Raw genomic sequence first — 17,573 nt, forward strand, 5'->3', positions numbered from 1 at the left:
GGCACTCTATTTTATTTAATTAGGTAAAGTGTGATTTCTATCGGCGATCTTCGCGGTAGCAAGTCACATCGACTTCAACTTTCACGTCCACCACGAGATCACACACCATGCAAATACGCGCAGGTGGGTGATCACCAAAGAACTCTCTGAACACTTTATTGAACGATTGGAAGTAACGAGAATCCGTTAGTACCACTTTTACGTGCACCACATCAGCTAGCGTGTAGCCTGCTTCTTCCATAATATCGACACAGTTTTGAATCGCTAGGCGAGACTGGTCAACGATACCGCCTTCTACCACTTCGCCGTCAGTCATTGGTGTTTGACCCGAGACGTATAAGAAGCCGCCCGCTTCTGTTGCACGTGCAAATGGTAAATGTTGACCGCCAGTACCTACGCCGCCTTCTACACCATAACGTTTAATTGACATAATATTCTCCAGTGATAATGCTTAATCTAAAAAATTAATTTATTTAATAAGTTATTGATGGGTATTATTTCTATAAATAAATACGCCATTTCTATTTTCGGTGACTTTATCTTTTAAATAAGATAACTCGCCATTTACAAATACAGATTCAATACCTTGCGCGACGGAAATTGGATTTTCGAACGTTGCAGTATCTTTAATTGTATTTGGGTTAAATAAAACTAAGTCTGCGTAAGCACCTGTTTTTATTTCCCCACGATCTTTCAATTGGTAGCGTGTTGCTGACATCCCCGTCATCTTGTGAATCGCTTCTGCCAATGGGAAAAGCTGTTCTTCACGACAGTAATGCCCCAAAACTTTCGGGAATGTGCCCCACAAACGTGGATGTGGATGCGGGTCATTTGGTAATCCATCCGAGCCCACCATGGTCAACTTATACTTAAGGACACGTTTGACGTCGTTTTCATCCATGCAGTGATAAACCGCGCCCGCAGGTTGCAACGCTTTTGCTGCTTCCATAAGAGGCAGCTGCATCTCGTCAGCAATGTCTTTCAGCATCTTGCCAGCGTGTTCAGGTTTACTTTCAGACCAAGTGATGAAGATGTCGATTTCATCCGTCACCTGTTTTAAATCCAGCGTTGAAGAACTGGCAGAATATGGGTAGCAATCGCAAGACACGTCTTGATGCTCAGAAACCTTATCCATCAAATCCAGCACTTCTACCGTGCGCCCCCAGTTGCCTGCACCTGCACATTTCAGATGAGAAATCACCACTGGCACTTTGGCGTACTGCCCAGTTTCAAACGCTTCTTCCATTGCACTGATGATTTCTTCAAACTCGGTGCGCATGTGTGTGGTGTAGATACCACCGTGATGACCGAGAATTTCCGCTAGGCGCATGACTTCATCCGCGTTGGCTTGCTTGGCACTCGCATAAGCAAGACCCGAGCTCAAACCCAATGCGCCCTCTTCCATCGCTTGTGCCAGTGTTTGGCGCATTTGCTCGATTTCTTCATCGGTAGCCGTGCGCAGTAAGTCGTCCATCACGTTGTTACGTAAAGTTGTGTGACCGACTAACGCAGCAACGTTGACTGCAGGGTTCGCCGCTTGTACCGCCTTCGCATACTCCGCAAAGGTTGGGTATTTGAAGTCTTCCTGCTTGCCCAATAGATTCATTGGGTCTGGCGGAGTATCACTGAGTACCGCAGGGCTCGCGCTAATTCCGCAATTTCCTACGATTACCGTCGTCACGCCTTGGCTGATCTTTGGCAAGCAGTCAGGGTAACGAATCACATTGGTGTCATCGTGCGTGTGCACATCAATAAATCCCGGAGCCAACGCAAGACCCTGACCGTTGATAACCTTCTTTGCAGAAAGCTCGTCTAGCTGCCCTACTTGCTCAATACGATCTTGACGAATCGCAACATCAGCAATGAATGGTGCTGCACCCGTACCGTCAAATACCTCTACGCTTTTGATAATGGTATCGAACAACATACTTCACTCTCTTCGTCCGTCGTTAACATGATTCCATCTTAATAATTCTTGAAATTTAAACAGTGAAGAAACACACAAAAAACTCAGATTTGTTTGATACTTTCTAACATATTATTTATGGTAGTTAGCAACAAACACTTAATATCAATCACTTAGACCATGTTAGAAGTAGGTACGCCATGAAAGACAATCGCCAAAAGTGTGATAAAAACTATCATAATGAGTGTGTTACCACGCCAGGTTACGGAGAAAAGGCTCAACCTGTTGCGTGCAATTCCGATGGGTTACACAGTTTGATCCATGAAGAGATCACCTTGCCCGCTGCGGTGATCAAATCTTCTTCATTGAAGAACAACCTCGATTGGATGCAGCGTTTCGCCAATCAGCACAAAGTGAAGTTGTCACCGCACGGTAAAACCACCATGACTCCCGCTTTCTTCCAGCAGCAATTAGAAAACGGCGCTTGGGGCATTACCGTCGCAACGCCGGCTCAGGCAGAGATTGCGGCGCTAGGCGGAGCGAAAAACATCATCATGGCGAACCAACTAGTTGGGCGCGCAAACATGACTATCATCGCCAACTTGATTGAAACCCACGGGGTCAACTTCTATTGCTGTGTGGATTCAAGCCGAAATGTCAAAGCGCTAGAGCGTGCCTTCGCTGAACATCAATTGCCGCTTAATGTACTGATTGAGTTTGGTGTCGAAGGCGGTCGCTGTGGATGCCGTAATCAACAAGATGTGGTTGAGCTCGCCACATTCATCCACCAGCAACCTCACCTCACGCTAAAAGGTATCGAGGTTTACGAAGGTGTCATTCATGGTGACAATGCTGAGCAGGACATCCGTGACTTCCTCAACACCACATTAGAAATCACAGCCCAACTACAAAACGACAGGTTGATTGAGTCCAAACCTCTTGTTACTGGCGCAGGCTCTGCTTGGTATGACGTAGTTTCTGAATGCTTTGCCAACCTAGAAGATTTTGACGCCATCATTCGCCCAGGTTGCTACGCAATTCATGACACAGGCATTTACCTTGATGCACAAAACAAAGTCATGCAGCGTGCTGAAAACAACCAAGGTGCCGCGTGTGATTTAGGCGGTGACTTGGAATCAGCACTAGAGCTTTGGGCTTATGTGATTTCTCGCCCTGAGCCAACCAAGTTAGTTGCCGGCTTTGGCAAACGTGACGTGGCGTTTGATGCTGGATTGCCAATCCCTGAGCGTGCTTACCGCGATGGTGAGTCAATCTCTATTGAAAGTGCGGTAACGACCGCGGTGATGGATCAGCACGCGTTCATCGAAGTAGACGCAAACAGCGACCTTCAAGTGGGTGATATGATTGCCTTCTCAACCTCCCACCCATGTTTAACGTTTGATAAGTGGCGTGCCGTGGCGGTTTGTGATGATGAGTATCAAGTCACTCATTGGGTGAAAACCCGTTTCTGATGATGAGCTTAGTGAGGCTTTTCGTTATACTTCATGCCAAACCAGTGGAGGCGGCACAATCGCCTCCATGCAAAAGATAGGAACACAGCTTGAGTTTAGAAGTCGATATTATCTCTCAAATCACTGAACGTTTCAGTGCGCTGCGCGATGCCGAAAAGAAGGTCGCGAAGTTGATCATGGACGACATTCAAACTGCCGCCAATGCCAGCATTACTGAACTGGCAGAAAGCGCAGAAGTGAGTGAAGCCACCATCACCCGTTTTGCTAAAGCTGTTGGCTGTAAAAACGTACGTGATATGAAGATCAAACTGGCACAAACCTTAACGGTTGGACAACGATTCATCCTTGAGCCGCCTGATCAAAGTGGCTACCAAGGCATTTATGAGTCGATCAAGCAATCCCTTGATGTAAACCGCAGTTTGATTGTTGAAGAAGATATCGACACTGCTGTGAACTGGCTGCACAACGCAAGACAAGTGATCTGTATTGGTATGGGTGGTGGCTCAACCATTGCAGCACAGGAGATGCAGCATCGTTTGTTCCGTCTGGGTTACCCTGTTGTGGCTTACAACGATGGCTTGTTATCGCGCATGATTGCGGCGACTGCAGACGCGAACGATGTGTTGGTGATGATCTCAGCCACTGGCTATACCCCTGCCATCATAGAAACCGCGCAATTAGCCAAGCAGTACGGCGTGAAAGTCATTGTGATTACTCCGAAAGACACACCTTTGACTGAGCAAGCCGATTTGGTTCTGCCTATTGAACACCAAGAGACGGATTTCATCTACAAGCCATCCGCTTCTCGCTACGCGATGTTGGCTTTGGTTGACGTACTTTCGATGGCATTAGCCGTTAATCATAAGCGACGCTCACGCGATAAACTTCGCCGACTCAAAGTTGCCCTCGACTCTTATCGTGGCGGCTTAGAAAGACAGCCTCTTGGTGATTAAACCAACGTGGTCTAGATAACTAAAAACTCGCTCATAAAACTCAAACAATGAAGCCCGATGTTCAGCATCGGGCTTTGCTTTATCTCGCTGTTTCTTTACGCGCGCACGGTAAACCTGATCCTTGTCTCGATTCTTTAATTTATCTTTCCTAATCCCACCAACATCACGGTAACCCACTATATTTGAATGAGAATATTCTTAGAGACGCATTCAAGAGTGAGGCCAGTTTCAATAATTAATCAATTGATGAATATTGAAGGAATTAACTTCCTAGCCGGACAAAACTGACTCACGTTACACTGAATGCAGTCCCACACTCTTCTATAGCTTGATACGATTTCGAGCTCACCTTCTTAGAGGAAGCGTCGCATGATGAAGCGAATCATTCTTGGCACCCTAGCCCTGACTCTTTTAACTGCTTGTTCCAAAGATGACGGACAGCAAGCCCTTGGCACACTAGAACGTGACCGCGTAACCTTTACTGCAACCTCTAGCGAGATAATTCGTGCTCTTCCCATCAAGGAAGGCAGCCAAGTCACCGAAGGAGAAGTGCTGGTTCAGCTCGATACAAAGAACCAAGAAGCCGTTTTAGCTCACGCCGTAGCCGAACAAGCCAAGGCTGACGCCTATCTTTTGAAATTGACCAATGGTGAGCGACCAGAAGACATTGCCGCAGCGCAAGCACGCGTTGCCAGAGCGGAAGCTCAATTGGTTGAAGCGCAAAAGAACTACCAACGTAAAGCGGAGTTAGTTCGTAAGAAACTCATCAGCCAATCAGAGAAAGACACCGCTTTAGCAGCCAGAGATTCTGCCCGTGCAGAGCTAGACTCCTCACAAGAAGAGTTCAGCAAACTAACGGCTGGCTCTCGTCCTGAAGATATTGAACAAGCGAAAGCCGCACTCATGGCAGCAAAAGCCGATGTGGCACTACAAGAACAGAAACTGGCAGAACTCACCATCACGGCCACGCGAGATGGCTTGTTAGATAACCTACCGTTTAACCTTGGTGAACGCGTTCCGGTGAATGGCGTGGTTGCTGTAATACAAGCCAGCCGCGTCCCATACGCTCGTGTTTATGTTCCTGCTAACTATCGAGTCGACTTTGTGCCGGGTAAAACGGTTAACGTGCATGTAGATGGCGTTGAGCAACCATATAGCGGCACCGTTCGTTGGGTTGCAACTGAACCTTCATTCACACCTTATTTCGCGCTTACCGAGGAAGAACGCTCGCGTTTGATGTACCTTGCAGAAGTCGACCTACAAGACTCAGCACAATCCTTGCCTTCGGGCATTCCAGCGCAAGTGGATTTGGTGGAGTAAGCCAATGACCGAATACGCGATTCAAGCTGAAAATGTAGTGAAGAAGTTTGGTGACTTCACCGCCATCAACAACATCACGCTCAATGTACCCAAAGGCAGTATTTATGGTTTTCTTGGTCCCAACGGCTGCGGTAAATCGACAACCATCCGTGTGTTGACGGGCTTGCTTAGCCCAAGTGAGGGCAACGTGGATGTGCTTGGGCTAGAGATCCCAAAACAATCGGAACTGCTGCGCCTCAAGATCGGCTACATGACACAAAAATTCTCCCTCTATGATGACCTGACGGTTCAAGAGAATCTTGAGTTTATTGGACAAATCTTTGGTATGGAAACCAAGGCGCTGAAAGCTCGCATCGAAGAACAACTAGCCACCTACGGTCTCGACCAACTACGTAAGCAGCGCGTCGGCGGAATGAGTGGCGGCCAGAAGCAGCGCTTGTCTCTCGCCGCAGCCACTATGCATAAACCAGAACTGTTGTTTCTTGATGAACCCACGTCTGCGGTTGACCCAGAGAACCGACGCGATTTCTGGGAGCAATTGTTTGATCTCTCTGACCAAGGCACGACGATTTTGGTCACAACACACTACATGGATGAAGCGGAACGCTGCCATCGTCTGGCGATTATGGAAGCTGGGGAAATCCGCGCCGATGGTGAGCCAGAAGAACTCATGGCGCAAATGGGCGTTAACATCGTCGAAGTCAAAGCGGATAACTTACGCGAGCTAAAAGAGAAAGTCATTCAGCGCGAAGAGGTACGCTCAGCCGCACAGCTCGGCATTCGCTTACGCATTTTGATCCACCAGCACATCGAACAACCGATCGAATGGTTAACCCAGACCTTTCCTGAGCTTGATGGCTGCGAGATGAACATTGCTCGTCCTAGCTTGGAAGATGTATTTGTCAGTGTTACGGGAGAAGGTCGCCAATGATGAAATCTATTGCCCGTATGAAAGCGGTAATGATCAAAGAGATCCGTCAGCTTTCACGTGACCGCATTACCTTTGGCATGGTCGTGATGATCCCGTTGATTCAGCTCCTGCTGTTCGGCTTTGCCATAAATACCGATATTCGCAACATTCCCGTTGGCGTCGTCGATCAAAGTGGCAGTACTGCCGGGCGCGTGATCACTGAGTCCGTCAAAGTAACGCAAGTGGTCGATGTGGTTGAAACCTTTGCTACCGCTTCAGAAGCCGAGCAAGCCATTCAAGACGGTTTGGTGCGAGCGGCTTTAATTCTGCCTAGCGACTTAACCCAACGTATGGTGCAAGGCAGAGAGCTTGGGCAGTGGATTGTGGATGGTTCAGACACCATGATCAGTTCTGCGATTCTCTCACTGCAAACCATGCCGTTAACGGATTTTGATTTTGAGATACGCCCTGCCCCAACCAAAACCTTTGAAGTTGCGCTGTATTACAACCCGAGTCGGCGCTCGGCGGTGAACATTGTCCCCGGTTTATTGGGCGTGATTCTGACCATGACGATGATCTTGTTCACCAGTGCAGCCATTGTTCGTGAACGGGAACGCGGCAATTTGGAGTTACTGATTACTACGCCAATTCACTCCATCGAACTCATGGTGGCGAAGATCATTCCGTATATCTTTGTTGGTCTGATACAGGTGTTTATCATTTTAGGATTAGGGCACTGGATATTTGGCGTGCCGATAAACGGCGCCATTAGTCAGATACTGTTTGGCACGCTGCTGTTTATCGCCGCGAGTTTAACCTTAGGTTTGGTGATATCCACCATTGCGACAACACAGCTTCAGGCCATGCAGATGACGGTGTTTATTCTTTTGCCATCGATTCTTCTGTCCGGATTTATGTTCCCTTATGAAGGAATGCCCGTCGCGGCACAATGGATATCAGAAGCCCTACCAGCTACTCACTTTATGCGCATTATTCGTGGTGTGGTGCTGCGTGGTGCAGACTTAATGGAGCTATGGCGAGATACAGTCTGGCTACTGGGCTTTACGGTGATAGGTTTAGTTGTTGCGTCTTTACGTTTCAAAAAATCACTCGATTAACCCATCAGATTCCAAAACTAAAAACACCTCCGGATTTGGAGGCGTTTTTATTGAATCATCAATTATCGTAGCGAGATCAGTAGTACTCACCCAGAGAGCAATCATGTAGATCTGAAATGCTATAACTTCTTAGCGAATTGATTTTGAAATTGAAAACCACTTGTTTGCATACATTTCGACTGCGGTCGCTATAGGTAATGTAACCTTCGCTGTATGCACGTTTGCCGCTGGTTGAGGTGATATCTGCGTTCAACTCCAGATGCGCCTTGTGCGCTTCTACACGTTCCATCATCTCATGTACGTCAAGCCACTCTTCACGGTTGGCCATTTGGATCAGCATCGATTCCGCCTGTGTTTCTAGCTTTTGCGGATAAACGTAAAAACGGTTATAGGCAAAATAGGCGCTCATTAAAATAAGTATTAACACTGCTGAGGTAGTTCTTGTCATACAAGTTGCCTCTTATCATTATGAATTTCTGCTTTTCTCTATATTCTCAGTATAGGAAGCGGATGGAGTTTAGGTTAAAGAATTCACCCAAATAACAACTTAAGGTCAGACTCCGTCAATTCCATGACAAGCCACACCGCGATTTAACCTAATTCTAAATAACTAGACACTTTGCCAATAAAAAGTACTAACTCATTGCCCGATTAGAGTCGTCACCAACCTGTGATCAGAGCCATTCGGTTGATCTGTCGATGCTCTTGAACAGATTCTCCGATTTGAGTTTTCTGACTTAAGCCAGAGGTGATCAATACCTATCATGGCAAAAGCAGGAACCGGTAAGCCTTTCACTGATGTTGGCCAACTGGCAACAGGTTGAGTTTGGAAACGAGAAAACAGCCCATTAAACCTTGGGCTTGCAGCAGAAAGATTGAAATCCCCTATCACGATCATTTCCGGTGTTGGGTACAAATCAGTTAGGGTTTCTATGGTTCGAATCAGGGCATTGCGGCGTTGCCATAACGGCTCAGTTCTTGGCGAAGGAGGATGCGCTGTCATCAAGGTAATAGGGTTGTCCACTTGCCATGTTGCTCGAATCACCTCTTGACCATCTGGGGTGTGATAAATCGAAACTGGCTCCAAAGGATAACGGCTCAAAATCATCTGATTTGACGGGTAACCAACGCCGCGCTGGCCGCCGTAATAGAAAGGATAAACATCGTCGAGAAGGTGAAGTTTCTCCCCCACTTGAGGCGAGAGCTCTTGCATCACCACCAAATCCGCAGGGTGTTTAAGCAAGTAATTGATGAACTGATTGATGTCCGGGTTTTCGTAAAACAGATTGAATTGGACGATCGTCAGCGGATTTTCGCAGGTTTGGTTGTTCGTGATCTGAGTGGGTAAGAGATACGCAATAGAAGCGAAACCAATCAAAGTGGCAGCAGTGGCTTTCGTCCAGTGACGGCAAACCAAAAGTGCCAAAGCAAAACCTAGGTAGGCGAATAAAAGAAGAGCGGGAATCGAGGTTAGATTCTCCGCCCACCAAATATCATGATATTGCCTTGCCACCAGCCAAATTGAAGCGGGTAAAAACAACACAATCCATTGAATGACTCTCAGCACACGCACAGCTCATTTAGCGATTACATATCATAAGCTTATATGTAATTGCCCAACTCGCCAGTGCGCTGCTGAACTGTATCTAAACAGATTGGCTTAAATGGAATGAACCGCTTCCGTTGCTGGCTCTGTGAGCTGCGCTTTTTCGCTCACTTCCACTTTAACCGCAGCGACCTTGAACTCAGGGATCTTCGCATGCGGGTCAGTAGCCGTTGTCGTTAAACGGTTAACCGGCGACTCAACAAAGTGGAATGGAATGAACACCACACCTTTTTGAATACGCTTAGTCACAAAGGCATCAATCTCAATGCTGCCACGACGTGTAGACACTGTCAGACGCTGACCATTACTGATGCCAAGTGCTTCTGCGTCTTCCACGCTCACCATCGCGCGAGGGCCAGCAAGGTTATCCAACCCTTTGGTCTTACGCGTCATGGTGCCAGTGTGGAACTGCTCAAGTACGCGACCCGTCGTTAACACAAGTGGGTACTCTTCATCTGGCAGCTCAGCCGCATAACGGAACGGTACGCCCACCATTTGCCCTTTACCACGAGTAAACTGAGTTTGGTGCATGATGCGAGTACCTGCTGGGTTGTTCTTGTTACTCGGCCATTGCACTCCGTTTGGCGTAATGGCATCCCAACGAAGACCCGCGTATTGAGGTGTCACACGTGCGATTTCATTGGTGATATCAGACACGCAGTGGTAATCCCAATCACTACCCATGGCATTGGCGATTTCTTGGATAATCCACCAATCTTCTTTCGCTTCACCCGGCGCCGTTACGACCGGATTCACACGCTGAACACGACGCTCCGTATTGGTGAAGTGACCCGCTTTCTCTGCAAACGAGCAAGAAGGCAGCACCACATCCGCGTATTGTGCAGTCTCCGTTAGGAAGATGTCTTGAACCACCAAGAAGTCGAGTGCTTCTAAACCTTCAATCACATGCGCTTGGTTCGGGTCACTCAACACTGGGTTCTCACCCATGATGTACATACCCCGAACGTCACGATGGCAAGCCGCATCAATGATTTCTGTCAGGGTTAGACCTTGCTCAGAAGGCAGATTTGGTGCATTCCATTCAATCGCGAATTTCTGACGCACAATTGGGTTGTATACCTTTTGGTAGCCCGGGAAACTGTTTGGCAAAGCGCCCATATCACACGCGCCTTGCACGTTTGATTGACCACGCAACGGGTTGATACCACCACCTTCAATACCGATGTTGCCACACAGCAATTGCAGGTTAGCGATAGAACGGACGTTGTCATGACCTGTCGTATGCTGAGTAATACCCATCGAGTAGTAAACAGCCGTACGATCTGCTGTACCGATCATGCGCGCCATTGCTTGAATGTCTTCGGCTTTTACGCCCGTAACCAACTCCACTTTATCGAGGTTATAAGCTGGCGACATCACTTCTTGCAGTAAGGTATCAAAGCCGTCAACACGTTCTTCGATGTACTCTTGATCGTACCAACCGTTCTTGATGATCTGCTGCATGACACCGTTTAGGAGCATCACATCCGTACCCGGACGGTGCGCCATATACAGCTCAGCATGCTCTGCCATATCGACACGTTTCGGGTCAGCCACAATCAAACGAGCGCCGTGGTGACGAATTGCTTGTTTAATGTGTGAAGCGATGATCGGGTGTGCTGATGTGGTATCCGAACCAATAATAAAGATCACATCCGAGTGCTTAATACTTGGGATGTCGTTGGTCATTGCACCACTACCCAGTGACGCTTCAAGACCGGTTACACTCGATGCGTGGCACAAACGCGCACAATGGTCGACGTTGTTAGTGCCCAGTTCACGACGGACAAATTTTTGGAACGCGTAGTTGTCTTCGTTAGTGGTTTTCGCTGAAGAGAAACCCGCCAATGCGTTGCTGCCAAAATCTTGCTTGATGCCAGAGAACTTGCTCGCAATCAGTTGAATCGCCTCTTCCCAGCTTGCAGGCTGCAACCAACCATCTTTACGGATCAATGGCGTGGTAAGACGCTCTTCACTGCCAATGAAGTCAAAACCAAAGCGCCCTTTCACACACAGCATGCCTTGGTTAACCGGCGAATCACCGCCTTTCACGTAACGAATCGTATTGGTTGCTTCGTCCACGAACATGGTCAACTTACAGCCCACACCACAGTATGTACAAATGGTGTCGACCGCTTTCAGATCTTCAGTACGGCCTTGCGAACGGTCACGACTATCGACCATTGCGCCCGTTGGACACACTTGAACGCACGCGCCACATTGCACGCAGTTCGAATCACCCATTAGGGTTAAGCCATTCTTGTTACTTCCAAAGTGCGGACGATCGTCAGGACGTAATGCCGGACGACCTTGTTTATCGCACACAAAGTTCAGTACACCGTGCACGGCTTTGTCGCGACACGCTTGGATGCACTGACCACAGCTAATACAGCGGTTAGCATCAAACTCAATAAACTCAGAGCTGCGGTCAACTTCGTACTTATGACGTAAGTCTTTCGCACGAAGAGCTAACCAATCTTGATGCGATTTAATCTGCAAGGAGAAGTCAAAGCTTTGCTCAGCCTCATATTCGGTGGAGTAATCACGCAGCGAACAATCGGTATTTGCCTGACAGCCACATTCTAAACAGCGTGCTGCTTCTTTCATTGCTTCTTCGTTATCAAAACCCAACTCCACTTCAGCGAAGCTTTGCTCGCGTTGTGCTGGAGTCAGCTCAGGCATGATAGAGCGAGCGACTTTCTGGATGTTCTCGAAGTGAAGCGGATCGACTTGAGAGAGCTTCTTCTCTTTACGCGAGTTGAACGCTGCCTTTGGCATATCCGCCATATCACCATTCAAAAACAGATCAATGGCTTTTGCCGCCACGCGGCCATCACCCACCGCTTCAACTGCCGTTGCTGGACCACGGCGGAAATCACCAATACTGAAGATGTTACCCGTGCCGGTGTGCATGGTCTTTTCATCTGCATCGGAGGTGTTCCAACGCGTAAGTGGAATCGACAAATCTTCGCCTTCGAGGAAGCTCAGATCTGGCTTTTGCGATACTGCCGCAATCACGGTGTCGAACTCTTCGGTGAAGAACTCGCCGGTTGGTTTAGGGCTTCGACGACCAGATGCATCCGGCTCACCCAACGCCATGCGTTCTAGACGAATCGCATTCACGCGTCCGGTTTCATCGGCAAGGTTTTCTGCCGGGTTGGTTAAGAAGTGGAATTTCACCCCTTCGTGTTCCGCTTCGACAATCTCGTAGTCTTCTGCCGGCATTTCGTCACGGGTACGACGATAAATCAACGTGGTGTCTGCACCAGCACGACGCGCAGTACGAGCACAGTCAATTGCTGTGTTACCACCACCGATCACCGCGACTTTATGACCCGTTACATAGTTTTGCTCAGTAACGTAATCTTTAAGGTAATCAACGCCTAAGTAGCAACCTTCAAGGTCGCTGCCTGTGTAATGCATTTCAACCGCTTGAGACGCGCCAACAGCCAAACACACTGCGTCGTATTCTTCACTCAATTGAGAAAGCGTGAAATCCACACCCAGCTTTTGATTGGTGTGAACTTGCATGCCATTGCGGCACATCAGTTCGATTTCTTTATCGAGAATGTCTTTTGGTAAACGGTATTCTGGAATGCCATAACGCAACCAACCACCCGCTTTTGGCATGGATTCAAAGACCGTAACGTCGTAGCCTTCGTTCGATAGGTAGTAGCCAGCTGTCAGACCACCAGGACCACTGCCGACGACGGCAATGTTCAAACCTTTGCTTGGTTTCTTTTCTGGTACGTAGGCTTCATGCGCAGACAAATCCGCATCCGCGGCATGACGTTTAAGCTGACGAATTGCAATAGGCTCATCGACTAACGAACGGCGACATTCGCTCTCACAAAATGCCGGGCATACGCGGCCAATCGATAACGGCATAGGAAGCGTACGCTTAATCACTTCAATCGCTTTTTGATGATCGTTCTGTGCGATGTGATAAAGGTACGATTGGATATCAACGCCCGCAGGACACGCGGTTTTACATGGCGCTTCACAATCGGCGTAATGGTCCGTCATGATGCGGTTGAGTGCTTTTCTGCGGTGCTCGCTTAATTGTTCTGATTGCGTGACCACATTAAGGCCGCGGTAAACTTCGAGTTCACACGCACGCTTAGTACCGCCGCTTTCGACTTCAACCACACACAAGTCACACGGTACTTTTTCATTACTTTTGTTCATTCCGCACAGCGATGGGATCTCGACCCCACACACTTTTGCTGCTTCTAAAAGGGTTAGACCCTCTTCTACAATTCTATATTTTCCATCGATGACAATTTCTATCATGCAACCCCCGCAGCAAAGCAAATCCAAATCTGCACAAGTAAAACCATGCATTCTATAAGGATAATCATTTGTAAGACAAGTTAGTGTGATGTAAAACTTATAAACCACATTTTTCACGTGTCATAAAAAGCGAGGGCTTCTTTCGCTAACTTTCAACACTCGGTGTTTAACAAACGTTTTACTCCCTCGAAAGTGCGCAAACTGAAGGGTTGGACTATTTTGATAATAAGAGTAATAAATGATTGACCTTACCCTTAGGTTAACCTTTAGAATCGAAGGGTTTTCATCATTTTCATCAAACACATGGGAAAGGGTATGCACTTAAAATCGCTGCATACAATCTGGTTAACTCTTTTCACGACGCTAGTGCTATTGGTATCTAGTGTGGCGAACAGTGAGCCGTTGATGAATATTCAAATGATGTCTACTGGCATGGCTCACCATCCTTCTATGATGAGTGACAGCGAACACTGCGGTATGCCTGGCATGATGGACGTCTCCATGACTGACGGTTCTATGTCCGAAGATGGCGATGCAAGAGAAACCAGCATGAACTGTGGTGGAGGCTCCGGCATGGTTCATACCTGCTGTACTGCCGCGTGTACGATAGTTTTCGTCCCCCTACCGAATCCTGTCAATAGCCCGATGCCCGTCGTCTATCGCGCAACTATTACTCCTGAAGTTGCTTCCCCAGTCGTACACGTCAGCCGCGACCTGTACCGACCTCCTATAGCCTAAATCCGTCCTAGCATTCGACCCTGCACGTGTATCGCAGGTTGTTTTAATGCGCCTGAACGATGAGGTAACAAGGCTTTACTGTTCCCGCAATAAAATCCGCACCTCCATCGATCCGGCGAACACTGGATTTAGATTATGGATATCAAACCATACCGCTTAGCTGCACCTATTTTTATGGTGGCTCTGGTCGCTGCGCCAACCTTGGTTAACGCCGCAGTTAAAGAGACGCACGCAGCGCAAAATTCCGCATCAAGTGAGCGAGCTTCAACGACCAAGCTTGCCCAACTGATCAACGTCGCTTTGAGTAACGATGGCAATCGTAAGCAATACTCAGCGCAATCTGCTGCCATGCGTGAAACGGGCGTCGCGAGTGCGACCTTGATGGACCCAAAACTAAAAGTGGGTTTTGGTGGCTTGCCTGTCGACAGCTTCAAATTCGATGAAGACCCAATGACCAACATCTCCGTTGGTTTAATGCAACAGTTTGAGCGTGGCTCTACGCTTGATTTACAGCAGAAGAAAGCCAATCAACAAGCCGACGGCCTTGGACTTCAAGTTCACGCTCGTGAACTTGAGGTGGCTAACAGCATGACTCAACTGTGGTTAGAGCTTGGTTACCAGCAACGCGCGGAGCAAATCATGCTTGAGAACCGCAAGTTGATGAAGGAGATGGAAAGCTTTATTCAAACCAACTATTCGATTGGTAAGAGTGAAGCGCAAGACCTACTCAACGCTCAATTACAAGTCAGCAAGTTGGATGAGAAACTGCAAGCCAATGCACAAATGCAACGTCGTCTTATCTCTCAACTCTCCGAATGGTTGGGGTCAGATTGGTTAGCAAACGAACAGGCTCTGCACGCGAGCAATCAATTGAACTGGGACACACTGAACAGCAAACTTGCTGTGAGTCAGGGTTCCACCAAACATTATCAGCAACTCAGCCAACACCCGATGGTTAAGATGGCCGACGTCAGCATCTCTGCCAATAAAACTCAGGTGGAAATTGCTGAGCAAGCCTACACCCCACAATTTGGCGTCGAAGTAATGTACGCCTACCGCCAAGCCGACAACATGATGGGTGAGCCAGCATCAGATTTGGTCAGCGCTTACCTCACCATGGACATTCCGCTGTTTACGGGTGACCGCCAAGATCGCAATCTTGCTGCCGCTCAATACCAAGTTGGCGCGGCACAATCACAAAAGGACACCTTACTAACGCAGATGAATGCCAAGGTGAACACTTTGCTGGTTGATCGCGGCAACTTAACCCAACGCTTAGAACGTTATCAATCCACCTTATTGCCTCAAGCGAAAGCGCGCATTCAAGCCGTTGAGCGGGGTTATCAAAACAACACAGCGCAGTTTAACGATGTGATTTCTGCCACGACTGACGAGTTGGCTCTGCAATTGGAGCAACAACGTCTGCTGACCGATCTCAACATCGCAAACAGCAATTTAGCCACCCTACTCGGTGGTTTCGACTATCAAGTCGAGCAACCAGAACTGTCTGAATTTAAAAAATAATAAGGTAAAACAATGAAAACATTACAAGTTGCAACCATCGCGCTGATTGTTGGTGGTGCTTTAGGGTTTGGTGCTAATCATTTTCTTACGGGCTCAACTCATGACATGAGTGCGATGGGTGGCGAGTCTGCTGCAAGCTCTAATGATCCGCTTTACTGGGTTGCCCCAATGGATCCGAACTACAAACGCGACAAGCCGGGTAAGTCCCCAATGGGCATGGATTTGATTCCGGTTTACGCAGAAGACCTATCCGGTGAACAAGACGCACCGGGTACAGTGACTATTGACCCTTCAGTAGAGAACAACCTCGGGGTTAAAACCGCAAACGCAACACTACAACAGCTATCACCACGCATCGAAACGGTTGGCTATATTGCCTTTGATGAAAGTCTGTTATGGCAAACCAACGTTCGTGTGGCGGGTTGGGTAGAAAAACTCTACATCAATGCCGTGGGTGAGAAAGTGAAGAAAGGCGATGTGCTTTTCACGCTCTACTCTCCCGAACTGGTTAAAGCACAAGAAGAATTGCTGAATGCGTACCGCACAGGCCGCAAAGGTCTTGTAAAAGGCGCGACCGAACGCTTGGTAACGCTTGGGGTTGACCGTGCTCAAATCAAATCCATTACTCGTAGTGGTAAAGCATCGCAAACCATTGAAATCAAAGCGCCTGCTGATGGCGTTATCGCGAGCTTAAACGTGCGTGAAGGTGGCTATTTGTCCCCTGCTCAAGCGGTGATCAGTGCAGGTCCTTTGGACAATGTTTGGGTTGATGCAGAAGTCTTTGAGCGTCAAGCACACTGGATGAAAGCGGGTTCTCAAGCCACGATGACCCTTGACGCGATTCCGGGCAATGAATGGCAAGGGGTCGTAGACTACGTGTACCCAATCCTCGATCCGAAAACACGTACGTTGCGTGTGCGCCTTAAATTCCCTAATCCAGATGGCGCATTGAAGCCAAACATGTTCGCCAATATTGCCCTGCAGCCTGTCACTGACGACGCAGTATTAACGATTCCTAAATCATCTGTTATCCGCTCTGGCGGTATGACTCGCGTTGTTCTGGCGGAAGGTGATGGCAAATACCGTTCTGCTCGAATTGAAGTTGGCCGTGAAGCTGGCGAACAAATCGAAGTATTACAAGGACTTAAACAGGGCGACAAGATCGTTACTTCATCTCACTTCATGCTCGATTCTGAATCAAGCCAGTCGGCGGATCTGTCTCGCATCAATGGTGTAGAAGCGGCAGCAGAAACGGCATGGGCCAAAGGTGAGATCACGGATGTGATGAAAGATCACCGCATGCTGACCATCAACCACCAACCTGTACCAGAATGGGATTGGCCGGGCATGGTAATGAACTTCACTTTCGCAGATAGCGTTGAGATGGGTGACTTGAAAAAAGGTCAGGCTATCGAATTTGAAATGCAAAAGACAGAGTCCGGTCAGTACCAAATCATCGACTATAAGGCAGACAACAGCGTCATTGCAGCTGAAGTTTGGCTGACTGGTGACATCACAATGCTGATGGCTGATTTTGGCATGATTACCTTAAACCACCTACCGGTTGCAGAATGGAACTGGGATGCGGGCGAGATGAACTTCTCTGTGGGTGAAGACGTTGATCTATCGGTTTTTGAAGAAGGACAGAAAGTTCGGTTTCTAGTTGAAAAACAAGGATCTGACTACGTTCTTAAACAGCTAGTTCCTGCAACAACAGCCGTCGAGGGTTAATT

13 protein-coding genes are annotated in these 17,573 nt (G+C 48.1%); 8 read left to right on the plus strand and 5 right to left on the minus strand.

The genetic code is table 11. The annotated features are described in order from the left end of the window. Positions 1-37 precede the first annotated feature (37 nt). Both R7E42_RS03850 and R7E42_RS03855 read right to left on the minus strand, forming a co-directional pair. A complete protein-coding gene (locus R7E42_RS03850; protein WP_005425100.1) occupies positions 38-430 on the minus strand; it encodes a RidA family protein in 393 nt (130 codons plus the stop codon). 51 nt (positions 431-481) lie between these two features. After that, positions 482-1,927, minus strand: coding sequence for an N-acyl-D-amino-acid deacylase family protein (locus R7E42_RS03855; RefSeq protein ID WP_005425135.1), 1,446 nt, complete (start codon positions 1,925-1,927; stop codon positions 482-484). 179 nt (positions 1,928-2,106) lie between these two features. Between R7E42_RS03855 and R7E42_RS03860 the strand changes: the two genes are divergently transcribed. The 5 genes from R7E42_RS03860 to R7E42_RS03880 all read left to right on the plus strand — a co-directional run bounded on the left by R7E42_RS03860 (position 2,107) and on the right by R7E42_RS03880 (position 7,679). Then, on the plus strand, positions 2,107-3,378 hold the full coding sequence (locus tag R7E42_RS03860; protein WP_318072363.1) for an amino acid deaminase: 1,272 nt from the start codon (positions 2,107-2,109) through the stop codon (positions 3,376-3,378). Between the two features lie 89 nt (positions 3,379-3,467). Further along, positions 3,468-4,331, plus strand: a complete 864-nt coding sequence (locus tag R7E42_RS03865) for a MurR/RpiR family transcriptional regulator (protein ID WP_005425077.1) — start codon at positions 3,468-3,470, stop codon at positions 4,329-4,331. 369 nt (positions 4,332-4,700) lie between these two features. After that, positions 4,701-5,651 carry an HlyD family secretion protein gene (locus R7E42_RS03870; protein ID WP_005385136.1) on the plus strand — a complete coding sequence of 317 codons (951 nt, stop codon included), beginning with the start codon at positions 4,701-4,703 and terminating at the stop codon, positions 5,649-5,651. 4 nt (positions 5,652-5,655) lie between these two features. Beyond that, positions 5,656-6,582 carry an ABC transporter ATP-binding protein gene (locus tag R7E42_RS03875; protein WP_213965118.1) on the plus strand — a complete coding sequence of 309 codons (927 nt, stop codon included), beginning with the start codon at positions 5,656-5,658 and terminating at the stop codon, positions 6,580-6,582. Then, positions 6,582-7,679 (plus strand): ABC transporter permease, encoded by a 1,098-nt coding sequence (locus R7E42_RS03880; RefSeq protein ID WP_009706212.1) that lies wholly within the window; start codon positions 6,582-6,584, stop codon positions 7,677-7,679. The genes R7E42_RS03875 and R7E42_RS03880 overlap by 1 nt, the downstream gene beginning before the upstream one ends. 76 nt (positions 7,680-7,755) lie before the next feature. Here R7E42_RS03880 and R7E42_RS03885 read toward each other — a convergent pair whose 3' ends face one another. The 3 genes from R7E42_RS03885 to fdhF all read right to left on the minus strand — a co-directional run bounded on the left by R7E42_RS03885 (position 7,756) and on the right by fdhF (position 13,578). Then, complete coding sequence (locus R7E42_RS03885; RefSeq protein ID WP_027726579.1) at positions 7,756-8,127, minus strand: hypothetical protein; 372 nt, start codon at positions 8,125-8,127, stop codon at positions 7,756-7,758. 192 nt (positions 8,128-8,319) lie between these two features. After that, positions 8,320-9,246, minus strand: a complete 927-nt coding sequence (locus tag R7E42_RS03890) for an endonuclease/exonuclease/phosphatase family protein (protein WP_213969327.1) — start codon at positions 9,244-9,246, stop codon at positions 8,320-8,322. Positions 9,247-9,339: 93 nt separating this feature from the next. After that, positions 9,340-13,578, minus strand: coding sequence for a formate dehydrogenase subunit alpha (gene fdhF, locus R7E42_RS03895; protein ID WP_318072364.1), 4,239 nt, complete (start codon positions 13,576-13,578; stop codon positions 9,340-9,342). 315 nt (positions 13,579-13,893) lie between these two features. Here fdhF and R7E42_RS03900 point away from each other — a divergent pair, with 315 nt between their 5' ends. The 3 genes from R7E42_RS03900 (at position 13,894) to R7E42_RS03910 (ending at position 17,571) form a co-directional block, all read left to right on the plus strand. Then, positions 13,894-14,316, plus strand: coding sequence for a hypothetical protein (locus tag R7E42_RS03900; RefSeq protein WP_318072365.1), 423 nt, complete (start codon positions 13,894-13,896; stop codon positions 14,314-14,316). 135 nt (positions 14,317-14,451) lie between these two features. Beyond that, positions 14,452-15,840, plus strand: coding sequence for a TolC family protein (locus tag R7E42_RS03905; RefSeq protein WP_318072366.1), 1,389 nt, complete (start codon positions 14,452-14,454; stop codon positions 15,838-15,840). 12 nt (positions 15,841-15,852) lie between these two features. Beyond that, positions 15,853-17,571, plus strand: a complete 1,719-nt coding sequence (locus R7E42_RS03910; RefSeq protein ID WP_318072367.1) for an efflux RND transporter periplasmic adaptor subunit — start codon at positions 15,853-15,855, stop codon at positions 17,569-17,571. The last annotated feature ends 2 nt before the right edge of the window (positions 17,572-17,573 follow it).

Origin of the sequence: Vibrio sp. Vb1337, assembly GCF_033338715.1 — a bacterium.
Taxonomy (GTDB): Bacteria; Pseudomonadota; Gammaproteobacteria; order Enterobacterales; family Vibrionaceae; genus Vibrio; species Vibrio alginolyticus.

What these genes read in the sequence shown, in the direction of transcription:
- R7E42_RS03850 (WP_005425100.1), bottom strand. Translation starts at nt 430, where the DNA reads ATGTCAATTAAACGTTATGGTGTAGAAGGCGGCGTAGGTACTGGCGGT.
- R7E42_RS03855 (WP_005425135.1), bottom strand. Translation starts at nt 1,927, where the DNA reads ATGTTGTTCGATACCATTATCAAAAGCGTAGAGGTATTTGACGGTACG.
- R7E42_RS03860 (WP_318072363.1), top strand. Translation starts at nt 2,107, where the DNA reads ATGAAAGACAATCGCCAAAAGTGTGATAAAAACTATCATAATGAGTGT.
- R7E42_RS03870 (WP_005385136.1), top strand. Translation starts at nt 4,701, where the DNA reads ATGATGAAGCGAATCATTCTTGGCACCCTAGCCCTGACTCTTTTAACT.
- R7E42_RS03875 (WP_213965118.1), top strand. Translation starts at nt 5,656, where the DNA reads ATGACCGAATACGCGATTCAAGCTGAAAATGTAGTGAAGAAGTTTGGT.
- R7E42_RS03880 (WP_009706212.1), top strand. Translation starts at nt 6,582, where the DNA reads ATGAAATCTATTGCCCGTATGAAAGCGGTAATGATCAAAGAGATCCGT.
- R7E42_RS03885 (WP_027726579.1), bottom strand. Translation starts at nt 8,127, where the DNA reads ATGACAAGAACTACCTCAGCAGTGTTAATACTTATTTTAATGAGCGCC.
- fdhF (WP_318072364.1), bottom strand. Translation starts at nt 13,578, where the DNA reads ATGATAGAAATTGTCATCGATGGAAAATATAGAATTGTAGAAGAGGGT.
- R7E42_RS03900 (WP_318072365.1), top strand. Translation starts at nt 13,894, where the DNA reads ATGCACTTAAAATCGCTGCATACAATCTGGTTAACTCTTTTCACGACG.
- R7E42_RS03905 (WP_318072366.1), top strand. Translation starts at nt 14,452, where the DNA reads ATGGATATCAAACCATACCGCTTAGCTGCACCTATTTTTATGGTGGCT.
- R7E42_RS03910 (WP_318072367.1), top strand. Translation starts at nt 15,853, where the DNA reads ATGAAAACATTACAAGTTGCAACCATCGCGCTGATTGTTGGTGGTGCT.